Here is a 16,184-nt window from a genome sequence, read left to right on the forward strand (position 1 = left end):
GAGTCTCAATTTAGATCATTTTATGTTTTAGTTCTTTATACCTCGACCTGCCAATGGGCAAGATCTCTCCATTTTTAAGCAATAGGTGATATTTGCTTCCAGGTTGCACAATTATTCGTTCTGCTACCTGCAATGGAATAAGGTAAGATTTGTGGATACGTTCAAACGAACCCATCAGCAATTGCGCTAGTTTTTCTAATGATTTATCATGCAACTCTGTTTGGCCATTCTTTAAATGCAACTCGCTATAAATACCTGCACCTTTGATATAAAACAGCTCTTGAATATCAATTAAGCAGACGTTACCTGCCTTTTTTACGGCGAGGAACTTGATCTCATTTTCAATTTTTACACCAGAGCTGGTTATTCTTTTAAATGCCTGATCCAATCTCGTTTCATCAAATGGTTTGGGTACAAAGTCTAACACGCCATAGGCAAAAGCTGTTATTGCCTTGTCTGTATTGGCAGATACTATAATGGTATGAAAAGATCCCGACACTACAGTTTCCAATACCGTAAAACCATCTTCACCATTTAAATTTAAATCCAACAACAAGATATCAATGGGGTGTTGAGCTATATAATTCAATCCCTTTGTCAAAGAATCGCAAATAGCTAATGATGATAAGTTGTGTTCGAAGAATTTACGTGTCATCCGTTCCAACCTCTTGGCTATCCTGGCTTCATCTTCAATAATCAATATCTTCATTTGTTGTAAATTTTAATTGTGGTTTCCCAGCCATCAGCTATTGCTTCAGAAAAAAACTGCCAATTGTTTCCATAACTTTCGGTTAAACGGGCCTTAACATAACCAAAGCCATTGCCATCTGCTGTACCACTGGTATTCGGTCTATTTTGCGCTTTGGTCTTAAAAACATACACTTTACTTTCTTCTGTTCTCCTAAACTTCAAGCTAAATCCAATTGTACCATCGGCCAATGGTATGCTGTGGGTAATCCCATTTTCTAAAATGGTATGAATCAAAGCTGGAGGGATCTCTTCATTTTTATCTATCCCTTCATCGTCCCAGGTATATTGAATTTCCTTTCTATAATGCATTACGGTTAAATGGGTTTTGCAAAGGGCGATTTCTTGTTCGATAGGAATCAGTTTTTGCTCTGCAATCGAGTTCATGATATCAAACTCACCTGCCAATGCTTGTATAAATGCTGCGCCTTCCTTTGGCGATTCTTCTACCCAATCGATCAAAGAGGTTAAGGTATTTTTAAGAAAGTGAGGTTGAATATTCTTTTTGATCAGCTCTAATTTTAACCTCGAAGAAAGTAAGAGCGAAGATTGATATTCTTCTTCTATCGCCTTGGTGCGCAAGGCATGGAGATAGAGCATACACAGCACAATAATGGTGAAGCTAATAAACAGTCCAAAATCATATCCTAGATATTGGTGAACAATTATTGTAGCAAACAAGCCAAAAAATACAATTACGGCGCCTCGCTCCTTTTTATAAATGGCTATTAATACAATAAAGACCGAAGTAAGCCACATTACAAAACTGTAAGTGAAAGCAGTATAATCGTAATGATGATAGTTAACAATATAAACTGTAATTAAGGTCAAGAAAAGTGCAATAAGTAACCATCCTTTTTTATAAAAATTAAATTGGATGGTAAAATAAGAAGGTACCAACAAGGCAATAGCAAAAGTTAGCCAGCCTATAATTTCTAAACGCCAAAAGAACTTGGTATAAGGAATATCGATATAAAACTTTAAATACTCCATCATCAATAAGGCAAAGAAAAACAAGCAGATGACGCCAAAAATTAACACTGCATAAACTTTATTACGGCTACTCAGGAATAAGAAAAAATAGTAGATTGCTGCAATGAGAAAAGCACCAGCCATCAGGTTCATAAAAGAAATGATAATAAGTGGTCTTTTTAATAAGGTGACATAATTATCAAGCTTAATTCCTATTGGTCTTTTCACCTGTGGCAGATAAGATTGCGACATTCGAAGGGCTACGGTGTGCATCCCTATTTTGGTTAACGAATCTGGCACATTTAAATAAGTAGTTACTGTGCCCGGTATTTCAGGGCTGTTTTTGCCTATTACTTTTCCATTGCGCCCAATCAATACCCCATCCCAATACACCTCAAATGCACCGAAAGATTCGATGTGTAAACCAAGTGGTCCATCTGGAATCGTCATTAATTTAACTGTAGATCGAACCCAAAAAACCTGGTTACCGGTCTCTCCCCTTTCGCTTGTCCATTTCGAATCATCAAAATCTTTACTTGCCCACAATTGATCATCCCCAATTTGATAGCGGTTTTCATCAGCCTTGTACTTCATTACAGACTCACAAGAGGATAGAAATAATAGCGCAACAATAAAAAACAGGGTCCTTTGCATAGCGTAAAGTTAGCACTAAGATAGTGCAGAATAGTGCATTTCAAAAGGCCATAGAGCCATTGGCATGTTTTTCTTATATCTCATCAAAAACAGGAATTAAACTTGCAGCATGAAACGATTATTACTCACTTTATCAATCTTCTTTTGCTGGATGTGCAGCATGGCACAACAAACTGTGGTAACAAAAGGAATAACAGTACATGGTTTGGTACATGAGCAGAAGGCCAAAGCACCAATTGCTTATGTTACAGTAAGTATTTTAGATCAATCGGCCAAATTGATTGCAGGATCAATTAGTGATGAAAAAGGAAGTTTTAAACTGGAAGGCATCCCTGCGGGTAATTTAACTATCCAATTTAGCCTAATGGGTTATCAAACCCTGAATAAACCCTTACAGATTACAGCCAGCGACAATATGAACCTTGGCACAATGATACTTATCCCCGATCCTTTGTTGCTTAAAGAAATTGCTGTGGTTGGCGAGAAATCTGCAATCAGCCTTAAATTAGACAAAAAAGTATTTGAAACTGGAAAAGATATTTTGTCGCAAACGGGTTCGGCAACAGACTTGCTCAATAGCGTACCCGCTGTAAGTGTAAGCCCTACTGGGACCATCAGTTTACGAGGCAACGGAAATGTACTGGTGCTGATCAATGGTCGTCGCTCTGGTGTGGTTGAGGGCAATGCTTTAGAACAATTACCAGCAGATCAGATTGAACGCATTGAAGTCATTACCAACCCTTCTTCAAGATACGATGCCGCAGGTTCTGCCGGAATTATCAATATCATTTTAAAAAAGAATAAAAAAGCAGGTATCAATGGACAATTGAGACTAGTAGGTGGTATTCCGAACGAAACACGAATTACACCCAGTTTAAATTATAAATCAGACAAAATTAACCTTTTCTCTACCTTCGGTATTCGCTTGTCTGATTATGTTGGCCTTTATAAAACCAAACAAGCGATACAAAATGGCACCAACACCAATTTGTTGAATCAGGTGCAAGATGAAAACCGACATGATGATGCCAAAATGCTCTATTTAGGCGCAGATGTGATCTTGAACAACCACAATACCATTACTGCCGCATTTTTAAAAAATGCAACGAATGATCACGACAAAACGGTACTGAACTATGCTTATGCAACTGCAGGAAAAGGAAGTGACAGCAGTTTGGTTCGCAAAGGCGAATCGTGGGAAAAACGCAATTACAATCAATTGGAATTTAACTACACCAAAACATTTTTAAAACCAGGCCAAAAATACACTATTGATATGCAGTACGATTTTTGGAACAGCGACAAGGATTGGAGCTTAAGTACCAGCAAATTATCGCCAGCTACAATCAATAAAGCAGGTATCCGCACCAGCTCTATTGGCACCAGTAAAGATTTACTGCTACAAACCGATTTTATACAGCCGCTAGATAGTATTGCTACACTAGAACTTGGTTTAAAAATGGAGAATAGAAGAGTAACTAGCGATTTTAAAGCAGAGCAACAACAAGATAATGATTGGGCTGTTTTTCAAGGCATTAACAATAGACTGGCTTATAATGAGTTAATTGGTAGCGCTTACGCACAATATGGAAGTAAACTGGGAAAAATAGCTTATCAGTTGGGTGTACGCACTGAACTTACCAAAATTAAGATAGAAGATAGAACCGGAACTTATCATAACGACAAGAACTATACCCGATTATTTCCAACCCTAAACTTGAGTTATCCATTTTCTAATACATCAACCTTACAAGGGAGTTACAGCAGAAGGATCAATAGACCATCATTAAATTTGTTATATCCATTTAATGAGCTTACAGATTTTAATGCCCAATTTGTAGGTAATCCAGAATTAGACCCTTCTTTTGCCCATGTGGTTGAAATAGGGTATCTTAAAAATTGGTCTAAGTTTACCTTTAATCCATCTGTTTATTTTCAAAAAAACAATCAGATTATTGTAGAGTATACTACCAGAAACCAACAAGGAATATTCATTACCTCACCGATCAATATCACTAGCGAAACCCGCATGGGAATAGAACTTTCAACCTTGTATAATCCTTTAAAATGGTTGCAGTTTAATTTCGAAATGAATGCCTACCAATTCAAACAAATTGGAAGTTATAAGGATCAAAACTTCGATTTTACGGGTGAAGCATTGACCAGTAGAGTTGGCACACAGTTAAAATTGCCCAACAAATTAGCTTTTCAGGTACGTTATAATTTTACTGGGGCACAAAGCAATGCACAAAGCCGTACGCAAGCTGTACACAATATTGATTTTGGTGCCAGTAAAAACCTATTTAAAGACAAAGCAACCTTATTATTTGATGTGACCAATTTATTCGACCTTCGTGAGTTTACCACTACCACCACCGGAGTTAATTATGTATTGGCACAAACCAATAGGCCAAATGCCGCAAGATATCGTTTAACCTTTGTATACCGACTAAACCTAAAAGAGAACCAAAGTGTTAGACAGGCTAAAACTGGAAATAGAAATTAAACAGATCCGCTCTTTGTAAATGGAGAGCGGATTAATTTTATTCATAGCCATTTTCAAACACCACAGTTTGTCCCTTTTTAAGATGTACACTAACCACTTGGATACCATTCACATTTGCCATTGCTGTGGGGGTATCTTTGACAATAAATGTTCTGAATGGTAATTTAATATAGAGGTCACCACCTTGTTCGGCATAAACCTTTACCTGAGTAGGCACCCCATTTTCTTTATTGGCACTTACCAAAAAAGCACCTTCTGTACGTAAATTGGTAAAAGATACATCTTTCCATGTTTTTGGAACCGCAGGAAAAACCTGGATATAACCATTTCTAGACTGTACCAATAGCTCTTGCACCCCTTGCGCAAAGGCAAAATTACCTTCCAAGGTAAAAGGTCGGTAGGTAAAACTTGAATATTGACCACCTTTTTGATCTCCATTTAAATGAAAACTATTGGGCGAGCAAAAATTAGCGGCAAAAATCTGTAATTGTTTTACTGCCTTTTCTGCTTCATAAGCACGGGCATATAATGATGCCATCCAGCTGAAAGAATAACCAGTCCATGCTCGTGTTCCTTTTTCTTCTATCCGTTTTAAAGAGTTTTTGATCTTAACCCCATCTTTTGGCAAGTTCACATCCAATAAAGCCAATGGATAAATGGCCATATATTGAGACATGTGTCGATGTGATTCATTCAGATTTTGTTGTGGAGCTATGGTAAATCCAGTTTCATTTACTTCATAATCTGGCAATTGCTTTAACAGCGTTAGCCAATGTAAACTTTCTTTACTTTGCTTATTTGCAGCACTTACCTCTGCTGCTGCCTTAAATAGAAATTTGGCTAAGCTCAAATCGAAATTACTCCAGTTTAAATACCAAGCATTAATGCTATTGTCATTGTATTCTGGACTTGAACTTAAAGGCAATTTACGTACGCCTTTTTCTAAATAAGTAATGTTCTCTAAATAGGTCGCCGCATCATGGATGTAGGGATAAGCTCTCGTTTTAAGAAACTTTTGGTCCATGGCATATTTCCATTGCCAGTAAAAATGTTGGGCTGTCCAAGCGCTTACTGTTGGCGATAAAGAGTATTGGATCCAGCCACCCATCGGATCTCCATTTAAAGTTACTACCCCAGGTACGTTTAAGCCATTTACCCCGAAATATTGTTTCGTATAAGCTAAATTTCGATCTCTAATTTTCCACAACCAGTCTGTAAATGTTGCACCCTCTGCCAAATGATTGGCAGTGTATGTTGGCCAATAGCTCAATTGCGTATTTAAATCGTTATGAAAATCACCTTTCCATGGTGGCAAACTTCCATTGTCTGCTGTCCATACCGCTTGCAAGGTAATAGCGGGCGCTCCTTTTCTGGCTACACTGCCCAGTTTATACATTTCGAGCTGATATTGCTTTCCAATTAGCGAATCGGGTAAAGTGATGTTAGATTTGCCCCAATAATTTCTCCACCAATTGAGGTGGCTCATCAAATCAAGCTTTTCTTGATCAAGAGTTCTAATAGGTGACAATACTGCTTTTTTGGTATTACTGATCGTCCAAGCACCTACTATTTTAGTATGGCTAATTTTCTTCCATACAATTTTAACTTCATAGAATTTCCCTTCTGCCGTAGGCTGAACGTAACTGATGCTATTTGCAGTTTGAGTTACCTTCCCTTTGGCATAACCTAGTTTTTGCAAACCTTCTCCAGCATGACTATTGTCATTTGTACCTTGGTTGGTGCTGTTGTAGTTATGAACAATAAGTTCTGGAATAATTTGATCTGTTTTTAAATTACTGAAGCTAAAAACGCCTTTAGGTTCAATGGCATGGATATAACAGTTAAAAACAGTACCATCTTCAAATTTAATGGTATTGATGGCTGTTTTAATATCTAAAGTGTTGGTGATTACTTTACCAAATGGAGCAATATTAAATTCAATGGCAGCAGCCGGAAGTTTGGTTGGATAAGGGATCTGATCATAAGGTTCATCGCCAACTTTTTGAACCACTGCATAATTTTTATTTAAAACCTGCTCTTTAACCCATTTGAAATTAAGTTTAGAGAGATCAAGGGCCTTGCGTTCATCCCATAAATCTGCCCGATCTAACGACAAACGGAGCTGATTATTTTTACCCCAAATCAAAGCGCCCAATTGGCCATTTCCCAAGGGCATGGCCTCATCCCAACGCGTAGCCAGTTGCGTAAACGACAAATGATTAGCGCTACCTACCTGAGCGCTAATTGTACCTACCGAAACTAGTAGCATACCTAACGTAAGAATCAAATTTTGGAGGCTACTTTTCATCATAGATTCTAATATTTAAATATTAAACCAATATAACATTTATATGACATTAAAAATAGCTAAAAAAAATAAATAACTAAATATCAATGTTTTAACTCCAATTAAAAATATTATATAGTACTATGTATTGCATAATACTATATAAAGCATATATCTTTGTTGGGTTACATAAACAATCAAGCAAAAATGAAAATTAAGCCTATAGTACTTCTTGCTTTGTGTGTATTGATCGCACAACAACTGACTGCTCAGCAACCCTTGCCAATATTGAAAACCAATTCCAATGTGGTATCCATTCGCGATGGAAAAAATTATCGGAAAAATACTTGGAAATTAACACCGCAAGCAAAACTAGATATCTATTATACAGGGCTTCCTCAAAAAGAAGGCAAGGTTACTTTTATTAGCGATATAGATTCCATTTCTTTTAATGTAAAATATGGTAAAACCTACGATTTTATAGTGCTTTTAAATAATAAGGATACTTGTTATACCCGCATATCTGCTAATTATGATGGCATCAATAGCCCCATTAAAATCAAAAAACAGACCAACAGCTCCGATACCATTCCTTTTACCCTTCATAACAGTCGCATTTATTTAAACGGACAAGTAAACGGAAAGAAGAACCTCTCTTTTCAATTAGACCTTGGTGCAGGAGCAACATGTATCAATTACAAATCAGTGGCTAAGGCGGGGATAAAATTTGATGGAAAAACACTAGTTACCAATAGCCATGGCACCAATGAAGAACCTACCAGTAACAAAAATGCAATTAGCATTGCGGGCTTAAGATGGGAAGATGTACCAATGGTTCAGGTTAAAAACATGAACAACGATGAGGATGTAATTATAGGAAATTCTCTATTTGCGGATAAGATCATTGAACTGAACTATGATCTGAAAATATTGATTGTACATGATCAACTTCCCAACATAACAAATGGCTACACCAAACATGATGTGATATTTGAGCAACATCGCCCCAGTATACAGGCCACCATCCATGTTAATGGAAAAGACTATACAGACTGGTTTTTGTTTGACACTGGTAGAGCTGGTACAATGGTAATCGGTAAATCTTTTGTAACTAAATTTGGATTATGGGATAAGTTTAAAACGATTTTAAGTTTGGGTGATAAAAAAATAGTGGTCATTCCTAAAACGACTATAGGAAAATTGAGCTTTACCGATATTGTTACCAATGCACAAAGCCCTAAAAGCAATTCAGAAAGGCCTACCTTATTGGGAAATGAATTATTAAATCATTTCAATGTGGTTTTAGATAATGTAAATGGGATCATCTACTTAAAACCAAATAGTTTACAGAAAAAAAATTATGCCGATTTAAATGAGCTCAAAGCAACAGCTTTGTATCTCTTTATCGGAACATTACTTTTAATTGCTGCGCTTGTCATTTGTATCAGAAAATGGGTCAAGTATTGGAAAGCCTCAAAAACAAAAAAATAGCTTTAATTGCATCAATATCATTCATTTAAAATGTTAACTTTAGGTATTCATCCCAATTCAATGTATTATACCCATCGCTTAAAATCTCTTTTTACTTTATTTATTGTATGTTTTTTTTCAACGGCTAGCTTTGCGCAAAAAGAAAAAGCTGAGGCAGAAATACAAGAGCTCATCAAAAAGTTCGATGTTGTTGGGCTTTCTGTTGCTGTGGTAAAAAAGGGCGAATTGATCTATAACAATTCTTTTGGTTTAAAAGATATTGAAAGTAATACTGCACTGCGTAATACAGACATATTCAGGATTGCTTCCATCTCCAAATCTTTTTCGGCAACATCGATTATGCAATTGGTAGAGGCTAAAAAATTAGCGTTAGATGATGATTTTAGTAAACTGGTTGGTTTCAAAGTCAGAAATCCAAAATATCCAGATAAAGTAATTACCCTCAAAATGGTGCTTTCTCACACCTCTAGTATCAATGACAGCAAGGGCTATTTCGACTTGGCCGTAATTAATGCAGACAAAAGCAGCGATTGGGCTAAATGTTACAATGATTATGAACCCGGTACCAAGTATCAATATTGCAATCTGAACTTTAATTTAATTGGCGCTGTGATAGAAAAAACAACAGGCCAACGTTTTGACAATTATGTAAAACAGCATATTTTAAATCCATTACAATTAGATGCAGGCTATTGTGTCGATTCGTTGGCCAGTAGCAGATTTGCTACGCTTTATGAATATAGTGCCAACCCCAAGAAATTTACAGCAGCCCCAGCAGCTTACGCTCCACGTAGAGAGGAAATTAAAAATTATACCTTAGGTTACAGTACACCCGCATTTTCGCCAACTGGTGGAATGAAAATTTCTGCAACAGATTTGGCAAAATACATGACCATGCACATGAATTATGGGAAGTATAAAGGGGTTAAAATCATTTCTAAAAAAAGTGCCAAACTTATGCAAACCAAAATTTCAGACGAAGAAGGTTATGGTTTGGCCATCAGAACAATTGACAACCTTATTCCAAACAAAATCTTAAAGGGGCACACTGGTTCTGCCTACGGATTATATAGCGCCATGTTTTTTGAACCTAATGAAAAGTTTGGAATTGTAGTTATTACAAATGGCTGTAATCCTATTTACGCCGACGGGATGAATACTGTATTAAAAAGCACCATTAATGCACTTTACAATAACCTAATTAAATAAAGTGCTTATTTGTTTTTGATAAACAGGTGGATTGTTTTGTCGCAATTGTCACATCTGTATCTTTTAACCCTAACAAAAGGTATCAGTTTATATAAACGAAAAGATTTAATCCTTTCACTTAAATTACCTTTCTTGCAATATGGGCATTTTTGGTATCTCTTGTCTTCTTTAAGCCAGGCTAATGATGTATTGTCCATAATTTATTTAAGTTAAACAACCATTATGGTTATTTAATTAACAGCAAAAAATGCATCTAGTTTTGTTATTTTATTTTTTCAATCATTTGTATTCCAATAGATTTCAAAAATAATTTGAGGAATACAATTACCTAGCACCCTTAATACTATTTAAGAGTATTCCATCAAATTATTATAATTTATCAACAATAATGATTGAATTATCGCGACTTAAAATTGCTAAATAAGAAGTTTTAATCCATACCTAATCGATGAACAACAATAGATAGTCGATTAAACCATTACAGGAGTCTAAGAAGCTAATTTGAGCTAAAAAATAGGTTACCGAATCATTTAACAAAAAAAAGAGGCTGTCCGAAAAGGTCTGTATGTCGCCCAGATATAAATTCAGGACGATGCAACACACAATTAAACAGCAAAATATACCTTTTCAAACAGCTTCTTACATAATGATTATACCGCAGGTTGTAATTCTTCCATTATTACCCTCATTTCTACCATAATTTACTGATCATTAGCATCTGACCTGAGAAGCTATTGATTAACGTTTTGATCTGTCCCTATATGGATTTGTCACTTCTCAGAAGTAATATGAAGGTACTGTAAAAACTAAATATCCACGAAAGAAAAAACGAAGATATATATTGTGGAAGGCATTTCGTACTCGTTGAAAGGCATTTCGTACAATAAATTTTAATCAAATAGATAAAATTATATTTTCGAAGAAAAATTAATTAAAACATCAAACAACTTATGAAAGTAAAAAAATTACCACTTATTATTGCTAGTGTATGTATCATGAAGAAATGGTTGATCAATTAGAGCAAACGCCGGCGTGGCAAGAATTGACCGAGGCTGAACGAGTTGAAATAACAGATTATGATGACGCACAATTAGCTCAGTTATCATTTGTAATGAGTGTTTCTGCAAGCACATCTTCTGTAGATTGGCCAAGAGTTAGGTCATGTGCCAGTGCTGCACTTGGGATTGCTGGTATTGCCGAATTATGGACAAATACACTTGCTCTAGGTACGGTTGAAACTGCAATTGGAGCACTTAAACTTATTGGATGTAGGTATCTTGGTTATATTGGTATTGCTCTTATGATTTACGATTTTGCCGACTGTTTCTATGGTGATTGAGAACTTTAACTATTAATAACTTTTAAATGATAAACCTTAGATATTACATCACACCAATATTTTTAATCTCTTATATTCTTTATTTCCTTGAACGACGAATATTTCAAAACAAATACTTATTGATTGGGATTATCATATTGCTTATTTTAAACGTACTTATGATTATCTATGAATTGCTTAATTTTTCAAAAACAAGAGATAATTACAAAAAACCTAATAGAGTGCTTACAGTTTTGGCACTTCAATTATCGGCAAATGTAGGTTTATTAGTTTTGATTTATTTTACTTAAAACAATTTTAATAAAGCAACATTAAAAGAAAAAGGGTGTCCAAAAAATTTGGATACCCTTTTTAGTTGATTAGTCTTTATTTCCAACCACCACCTAGTGCTCGATATAAATTAACCACTGCCTGTAATTTTTGTAATTTATCACTAACACCACTCAATTGTGCGGCAAGTAGGCTTTGCTCTGAAGTTAATACATCTGTATAATTAGTTGCCGAACTGTAACGCAACAACTCTTGTGTATAATCTACCGCTTTGGTAAGCGAGGCAATTTGTTTTGCCCTGGTACTTTCTTTCTCTGTAGCTGTTTGGTAGGCATACAATGCATTAGAAACTTCTTGACCACTTGTTAAAAGGCTTTGTTGAAATGCATAAAATGCCATTTGCTGTTGAGCCTGCGCAGTCTTTAATCTTGCCTTATTCTGTCCCTTTGCAAAAATAGGTTGGGTTAGTCCACCCACTAAGTTGTAAAAAATAGATTGACTAAAAAAGTCTTTCAATTGCAAACTAGACAAACCACCACTTGCTGTTAAGGTTAAAGCAGGATAAAAATAGGTTTTTGCAACATTGGTATTTTCAAATGAGGCTCTAAAAGCAAATTCTGCGGCTTGTACATCTGGTCGGTTTTGCAATAACTGTGCAGAAACACCTGTTTGTAAATTACTATAGGCTATTTGCTGATCTAATGATGATCTATTAATTGAACCAGGCGCACTGGCAATCAAAATACTTAATGCATTTTCTGTTTCCCTAATGCTTCTTTTCAAATCGGGCAGAGTAACTTCTGCCGCATATAAATTAGCTTCGCTCTGTACAACCGCTGCTCCATTTACAATTGCCCCATCTTTCAGTTCTTTCATAGTAGCAACACCCTTCTGTCTGATTTTGATGGTTTGCTCTGTAATTTTTAACTGTTGGTCTAATGCCATTAGGTTATAATAAGCGTTGGCAATATTTGCAATCAATTGGGTTTGAACTGCTCGTTTTGCTGCATCACTTTGTAACAAGGTAGCATAAGCAGAACGTTTGGCACTACTCAATTTGCCCCAAATATCAGCTTCCCAACTGGTGCTCAACTGCGCCCTGTAGGTTTGCGTTTCTAAATTGATATTAATTCCTGGCGGAAAGTTTAAAGCAGCACGAGATTGTTTTGCATCGGTTACTGATACATCGCCCTGCAAACTTGGTAAAAAGGCTGCACGACTTTGTTGTAAAGTAGCTTCAGCAACTTTAATGCGTTCAATTGCTTGTTTCAGGTCTAAGTTTTCTACCAGCCCTTTCTCTATTAAGGATTGTAAAGTTGGGTCGGCAAATAAACTTTTCCAAGGTAAATCTGCAATTGTGGTACTATCTGTAGTTTTTTGATCACGGTATAGATTGTCGCTTTTTACCTCAGGGCGATTGTATTTTTGAGTTACACACGCACTTAAAGTAAGGATGACCAAACCGATGATTAAAAACGAAAGTTTATTTCTAAGTTTCATAAAATTTAAATTAATGTTCACGGCTATCAATAGCTGGGAATTCAAGTTCTGACTGTTCTACATGCACATCATCATCAAAAGGAGATTTATTACTCACCTTCTCTTGTAAAGTTTGGAAAATGATAAACAAGGCTGGGATTACAAAAATCCCGAAAATTGTTCCAATCAACATTCCACCAACCGCACCAGTTCCGATAGACTTGTTACCTGCGGCACCTACACCTGTAGAGATCATCAATGGCAACAAACCTAAGATAAAGGCAAATGAGGTCATTAAAATAGGTCTTAAACGAGCGGTTGCCCCTTCAATAGCTGCATTTACAATACTCATTCCTTTTCTTCTCCTGTCTACCGCATACTCTACAATCAAAATCGCGTTTTTGGCCAGTAGTCCTACCAACATAATCAATGTAATTTGTGTATAGATGTTATTATCTACCCCAAATATTTTGTCGAAAATGAATACCCCTGCCAAACCAATTGGTAATGAAATCAATACTGCCAATGGTAAAATGTAACTCTCGTATTGTGCACAAAGTAAAAAGTAAACGAAAATTACGCAGAGCAAGAAAATAAAGATGGTTTGACTTCCACTACTCATCTCCTCTCTTGATAGGCCAGAAAATTCATAACCATAACCTGCAGGCAAGTGCAATGCCGCTTCTTCTTGTACCGCTTTTAATGCATCGCCAGAGCTGAAACCTATATTTGGCGCACCTGTTACTGCAATTGAAGTAAAGAGGTTAAAACGTGATATGGCTTGAGGCCCATAAACTTTCTCCAGGTTGATAAACTCGCTGATCGGTGCCATGGTACCACTCGAATTGCGTACATAGATGCTATTTAAGCTCTGCTGATTTGCACGATATTGCGCATCGGCTTGGTACATTACCCTAAACTGTTTACCAAACTTATTAAAGTTAGAGGCATATACACCGCCATAATAACCTTGTAAAACACCCAACACATCATTTACAGTTAAACCTGCTTGTTTAATTTTGGCTACGTTTACATCAATCTGATATTGAGGGAAATTAGGATTAAATGAAGTAGAGGCATATTGAATTTCTGGGCGTTTGCTTAATGCCGCTAAGAAAGCATTTCCAACTTCATTAAATTTCTTAATGTCGCCACCAGTTTTGTCTTGCAACTGGAATTCAAAACCACCACTGGTACCAAAACCTTGAATGGTTGGTGGTGCAAAGAAGATAATTTTGGCTCCTTTGATACTTGCAGTTTTTGCAAACAGTTCGCCAATAATTGCTTTTACATCTCGTTTACGTTCATCCCAAGGGGTTAAACGAGAAATTACCATTCCATACGAACTTCCTGAACCACTGATCATACTTCTACCTACCACTCTTAGTGAGCTTTTTATTTCGGGAATGGTATGTACAATACTATCGATCTTTGTAATCACTAAAGCCGTTGCTTCTTGCGAAGTTGATGGAGGTAAGGAGATATCAGACATGATTGTTCCTAAATCTTCATTGGGCACGAAACCTTTTGGTGTGGTATTCATCGTCCAAACCAAAACCACTGCAAAAAATGCAATTCCTAATATAGCCACCCACTTTTTACGTGATAAAAACGACACCGATTTTTTGTAACGATTGGTCATGAGATCGAAAGAGGTATTAAAAGCCGTATAAAAACGCTGTAAAAAGTTTTTCGACTTTTCATGTTCTTCTTTATGCGGTTTTAACAACAAAGCACACAATGCCGGGCTTAATGTTAACGCATTAATTGCAGATAAAATAATGGCGATGGCCAAGGTTAAACCAAATTGTTTATAAAATACACCAGAAGAGCCTTGAATAAAACTTACCGGAATAAATACCGCTGCCATAACCAAGGTGATGGAAACAATAGCCCCACTAATGTCGTCCATGGCATCTAATGTTGCCTTCTTGGCCGATTTATAGCCATGGTCCAACTTCGCATGGACGGCCTCGACGACCACAATGGCATCATCTACCACAATACCAATAGCCAGTACCAATGCAAACAAGGTTAACAAGTTAATGGTAAAGCCAAACAAACTTAAAAAGAAGAATGTACCAATAATAGCTACCGGTACACTAATGGCCGGGATTAAAGTAGAACGAAAATCTTGAAGGAAGATAAATACTACAATAAATACCAGAATAAATGCCTCTACCAAAGTATGGATTACCTTTTCAATAGAAGCATCAAGGAAATCGTTCACATTTACCAACGACATGTAATGCATGCCTTTTGGAAATGATTTAGAAGATTCTTCTAAAGTTTTGATCGAGTTTTCGATTACTTCTTTTGCGTTAGAACCTGCCGTTTGGTTAATGGCAATACCTAGAGCAGCTTTACCATTAAATCTAACAGAACTGGCATAACTCTGTGCGCCCAGTTCAATTCTGGCAATGTCTTTTAAACGAAGCACCTGACCATTGGCCCCACTTCTGATAATAATATTGCTAAATTCTTTTTCGTCTTTTAATCTACCTGTGTACTTTAAGGTATATTGAAAAGCTTGATCGCCCTGTTCTCCAAATTGACCTGGGGCAGCTTCTATATTTTGTTCTGCAAGGGCCACACTGATATCGTTTGGCACCAAACCATAGGTAGCCATTACATCTGGCTTTAACCAAATACGCATGGTATAATCCATTAAACCAAATGCACTCGCATCTCCTACCCCATTGATCCTTTTAATTTGCGGAATGATGTTAATGTTGGCATAATTCTGCAAAAATTTCTGATCATAAGAGAGGTCATCGCTATAGATGGCAAAAATCAATACGTTACTCGCTTGTCTTTTGGCTGTAATTACACCAGAGCGTGTAACCTCTGCTGGTAATAAACTACTTGCTCTTGCTACTCTATTCTGTACGTTTACCGCAGCCAAATCTGGGTTGGTACCCAATTTAAAGTTTACGGTAATGGTTGCTGTACCATCGTTACTGGCAGATGAGGTCATGTAGGTCATGTTCTCTACCCCGTTAATTTGTTCTTCTAGCGGCACAACAACACTATTCATTACCACATCGGCATTCGCTCCTTGGTAGGAAGCCGAAACCTGTACGGTTGGTGGTGCAATTTCAGGGTATTGAGAAACTGGCAAAGTGACCAATCCTAATCCCCCTAGTATGACGATGATGATGGAAATGACCGTCGATAAAACTGGTCTTTCTATAAATTTCTTAAACATATGCTAAATTTCTTCCAGCTCA

Annotated in this window: 9 protein-coding genes; 4 read left to right on the forward strand and 5 right to left on the reverse strand. The window is 36.6% G+C overall.

Going from position 1 to position 16,184, the window contains the following annotated elements; all coding sequences use genetic code 11:
- Positions 1-10 precede the first annotated feature (10 nt).
- Both AQF98_RS05090 and AQF98_RS05095 read right to left on the reverse strand, forming a co-directional pair.
- Positions 11-709, reverse strand: a complete 699-nt coding sequence (locus AQF98_RS05090; RefSeq protein WP_055130845.1) for a LytTR family DNA-binding domain-containing protein — start codon at positions 707-709, stop codon at positions 11-13.
- Positions 706-2,373, reverse strand: a complete 1,668-nt coding sequence (locus tag AQF98_RS05095; RefSeq protein WP_082434909.1) for a histidine kinase — start codon at positions 2,371-2,373, stop codon at positions 706-708. The genes AQF98_RS05090 and AQF98_RS05095 overlap by 4 nt, the downstream gene beginning before the upstream one ends.
- A gap of 109 nt (positions 2,374-2,482) precedes the next feature.
- Here AQF98_RS05095 and AQF98_RS05100 point away from each other — a divergent pair, with 109 nt between their 5' ends.
- Complete coding sequence (locus AQF98_RS05100) at positions 2,483-4,879, forward strand: TonB-dependent receptor domain-containing protein (RefSeq protein WP_055130846.1); 2,397 nt, start codon at positions 2,483-2,485, stop codon at positions 4,877-4,879.
- A gap of 37 nt (positions 4,880-4,916) precedes the next feature.
- Here AQF98_RS05100 and AQF98_RS05105 read toward each other — a convergent pair whose 3' ends face one another.
- Positions 4,917-7,190, reverse strand: a complete 2,274-nt coding sequence (locus tag AQF98_RS05105) for a glycoside hydrolase family 95-like protein (RefSeq protein WP_235524170.1) — start codon at positions 7,188-7,190, stop codon at positions 4,917-4,919.
- Positions 7,191-7,373: 183 nt separating this feature from the next.
- Here AQF98_RS05105 and AQF98_RS05110 point away from each other — a divergent pair, with 183 nt between their 5' ends.
- The 3 genes from AQF98_RS05110 (at position 7,374) to AQF98_RS05120 (ending at position 11,205) form a co-directional block, all read left to right on the forward strand.
- Positions 7,374-8,657: a pepsin/retropepsin-like aspartic protease family protein gene (locus AQF98_RS05110; protein WP_055130848.1), complete on the forward strand. Its 1,284-nt coding sequence runs from the start codon at positions 7,374-7,376 to the stop codon at positions 8,655-8,657.
- Between the two features lie 30 nt (positions 8,658-8,687).
- Positions 8,688-9,866, forward strand: coding sequence for a serine hydrolase (locus tag AQF98_RS05115; protein ID WP_235524171.1), 1,179 nt, complete (start codon positions 8,688-8,690; stop codon positions 9,864-9,866).
- Between the two features lie 988 nt (positions 9,867-10,854).
- Positions 10,855-11,205 carry a hypothetical protein gene (locus tag AQF98_RS05120; RefSeq protein ID WP_055130849.1) on the forward strand — a complete coding sequence of 117 codons (351 nt, stop codon included), beginning with the start codon at positions 10,855-10,857 and terminating at the stop codon, positions 11,203-11,205.
- A 366-nt stretch (positions 11,206-11,571) separates the two neighbouring features.
- Here the strand turns inward: AQF98_RS05120 and AQF98_RS05125 are convergent, their stop codons facing one another.
- On the reverse strand, positions 11,572-12,975 hold the full coding sequence (locus AQF98_RS05125) for an efflux transporter outer membrane subunit (RefSeq protein WP_055130850.1): 1,404 nt from the start codon (positions 12,973-12,975) through the stop codon (positions 11,572-11,574).
- A gap of 10 nt (positions 12,976-12,985) precedes the next feature.
- Positions 12,986-16,162, reverse strand: coding sequence for an efflux RND transporter permease subunit (locus AQF98_RS05130; RefSeq protein WP_055130851.1), 3,177 nt, complete (start codon positions 16,160-16,162; stop codon positions 12,986-12,988).
- Between the last annotated feature and the right edge of the window lie 22 nt (positions 16,163-16,184).

Source organism: Pedobacter sp. Hv1 (assembly GCF_001412215.1).
In the GTDB taxonomy this organism is placed as follows: Bacteria; Bacteroidota; Bacteroidia; order Sphingobacteriales; family Sphingobacteriaceae; genus Pedobacter.

Bases quoted from the DNA above. Each gene is read 5' to 3' on its own strand.
- AQF98_RS05090 (WP_055130845.1), bottom strand. From the start codon at position 709: ATGAAGATATTGATTATTGAAGATGAAGCCAGGATAGCCAAGAGGTTG.
- AQF98_RS05105 (WP_235524170.1), bottom strand. From the start codon at position 7,190: ATGATGAAAAGTAGCCTCCAAAATTTGATTCTTACGTTAGGTATGCTA.
- AQF98_RS05100 (WP_055130846.1), top strand. From the start codon at position 2,483: ATGAAACGATTATTACTCACTTTATCAATCTTCTTTTGCTGGATGTGC.
- AQF98_RS05125 (WP_055130850.1), bottom strand. From the start codon at position 12,975: ATGAAACTTAGAAATAAACTTTCGTTTTTAATCATCGGTTTGGTCATC.
- AQF98_RS05110 (WP_055130848.1), top strand. From the start codon at position 7,374: ATGAAAATTAAGCCTATAGTACTTCTTGCTTTGTGTGTATTGATCGCA.
- AQF98_RS05095 (WP_082434909.1), bottom strand. From the start codon at position 2,373: ATGCAAAGGACCCTGTTTTTTATTGTTGCGCTATTATTTCTATCCTCT.
- AQF98_RS05115 (WP_235524171.1), top strand. From the start codon at position 8,688: ATGTTAACTTTAGGTATTCATCCCAATTCAATGTATTATACCCATCGC.
- AQF98_RS05120 (WP_055130849.1), top strand. From the start codon at position 10,855: ATGTATCATGAAGAAATGGTTGATCAATTAGAGCAAACGCCGGCGTGG.
- AQF98_RS05130 (WP_055130851.1), bottom strand. From the start codon at position 16,162: ATGTTTAAGAAATTTATAGAAAGACCAGTTTTATCGACGGTCATTTCC.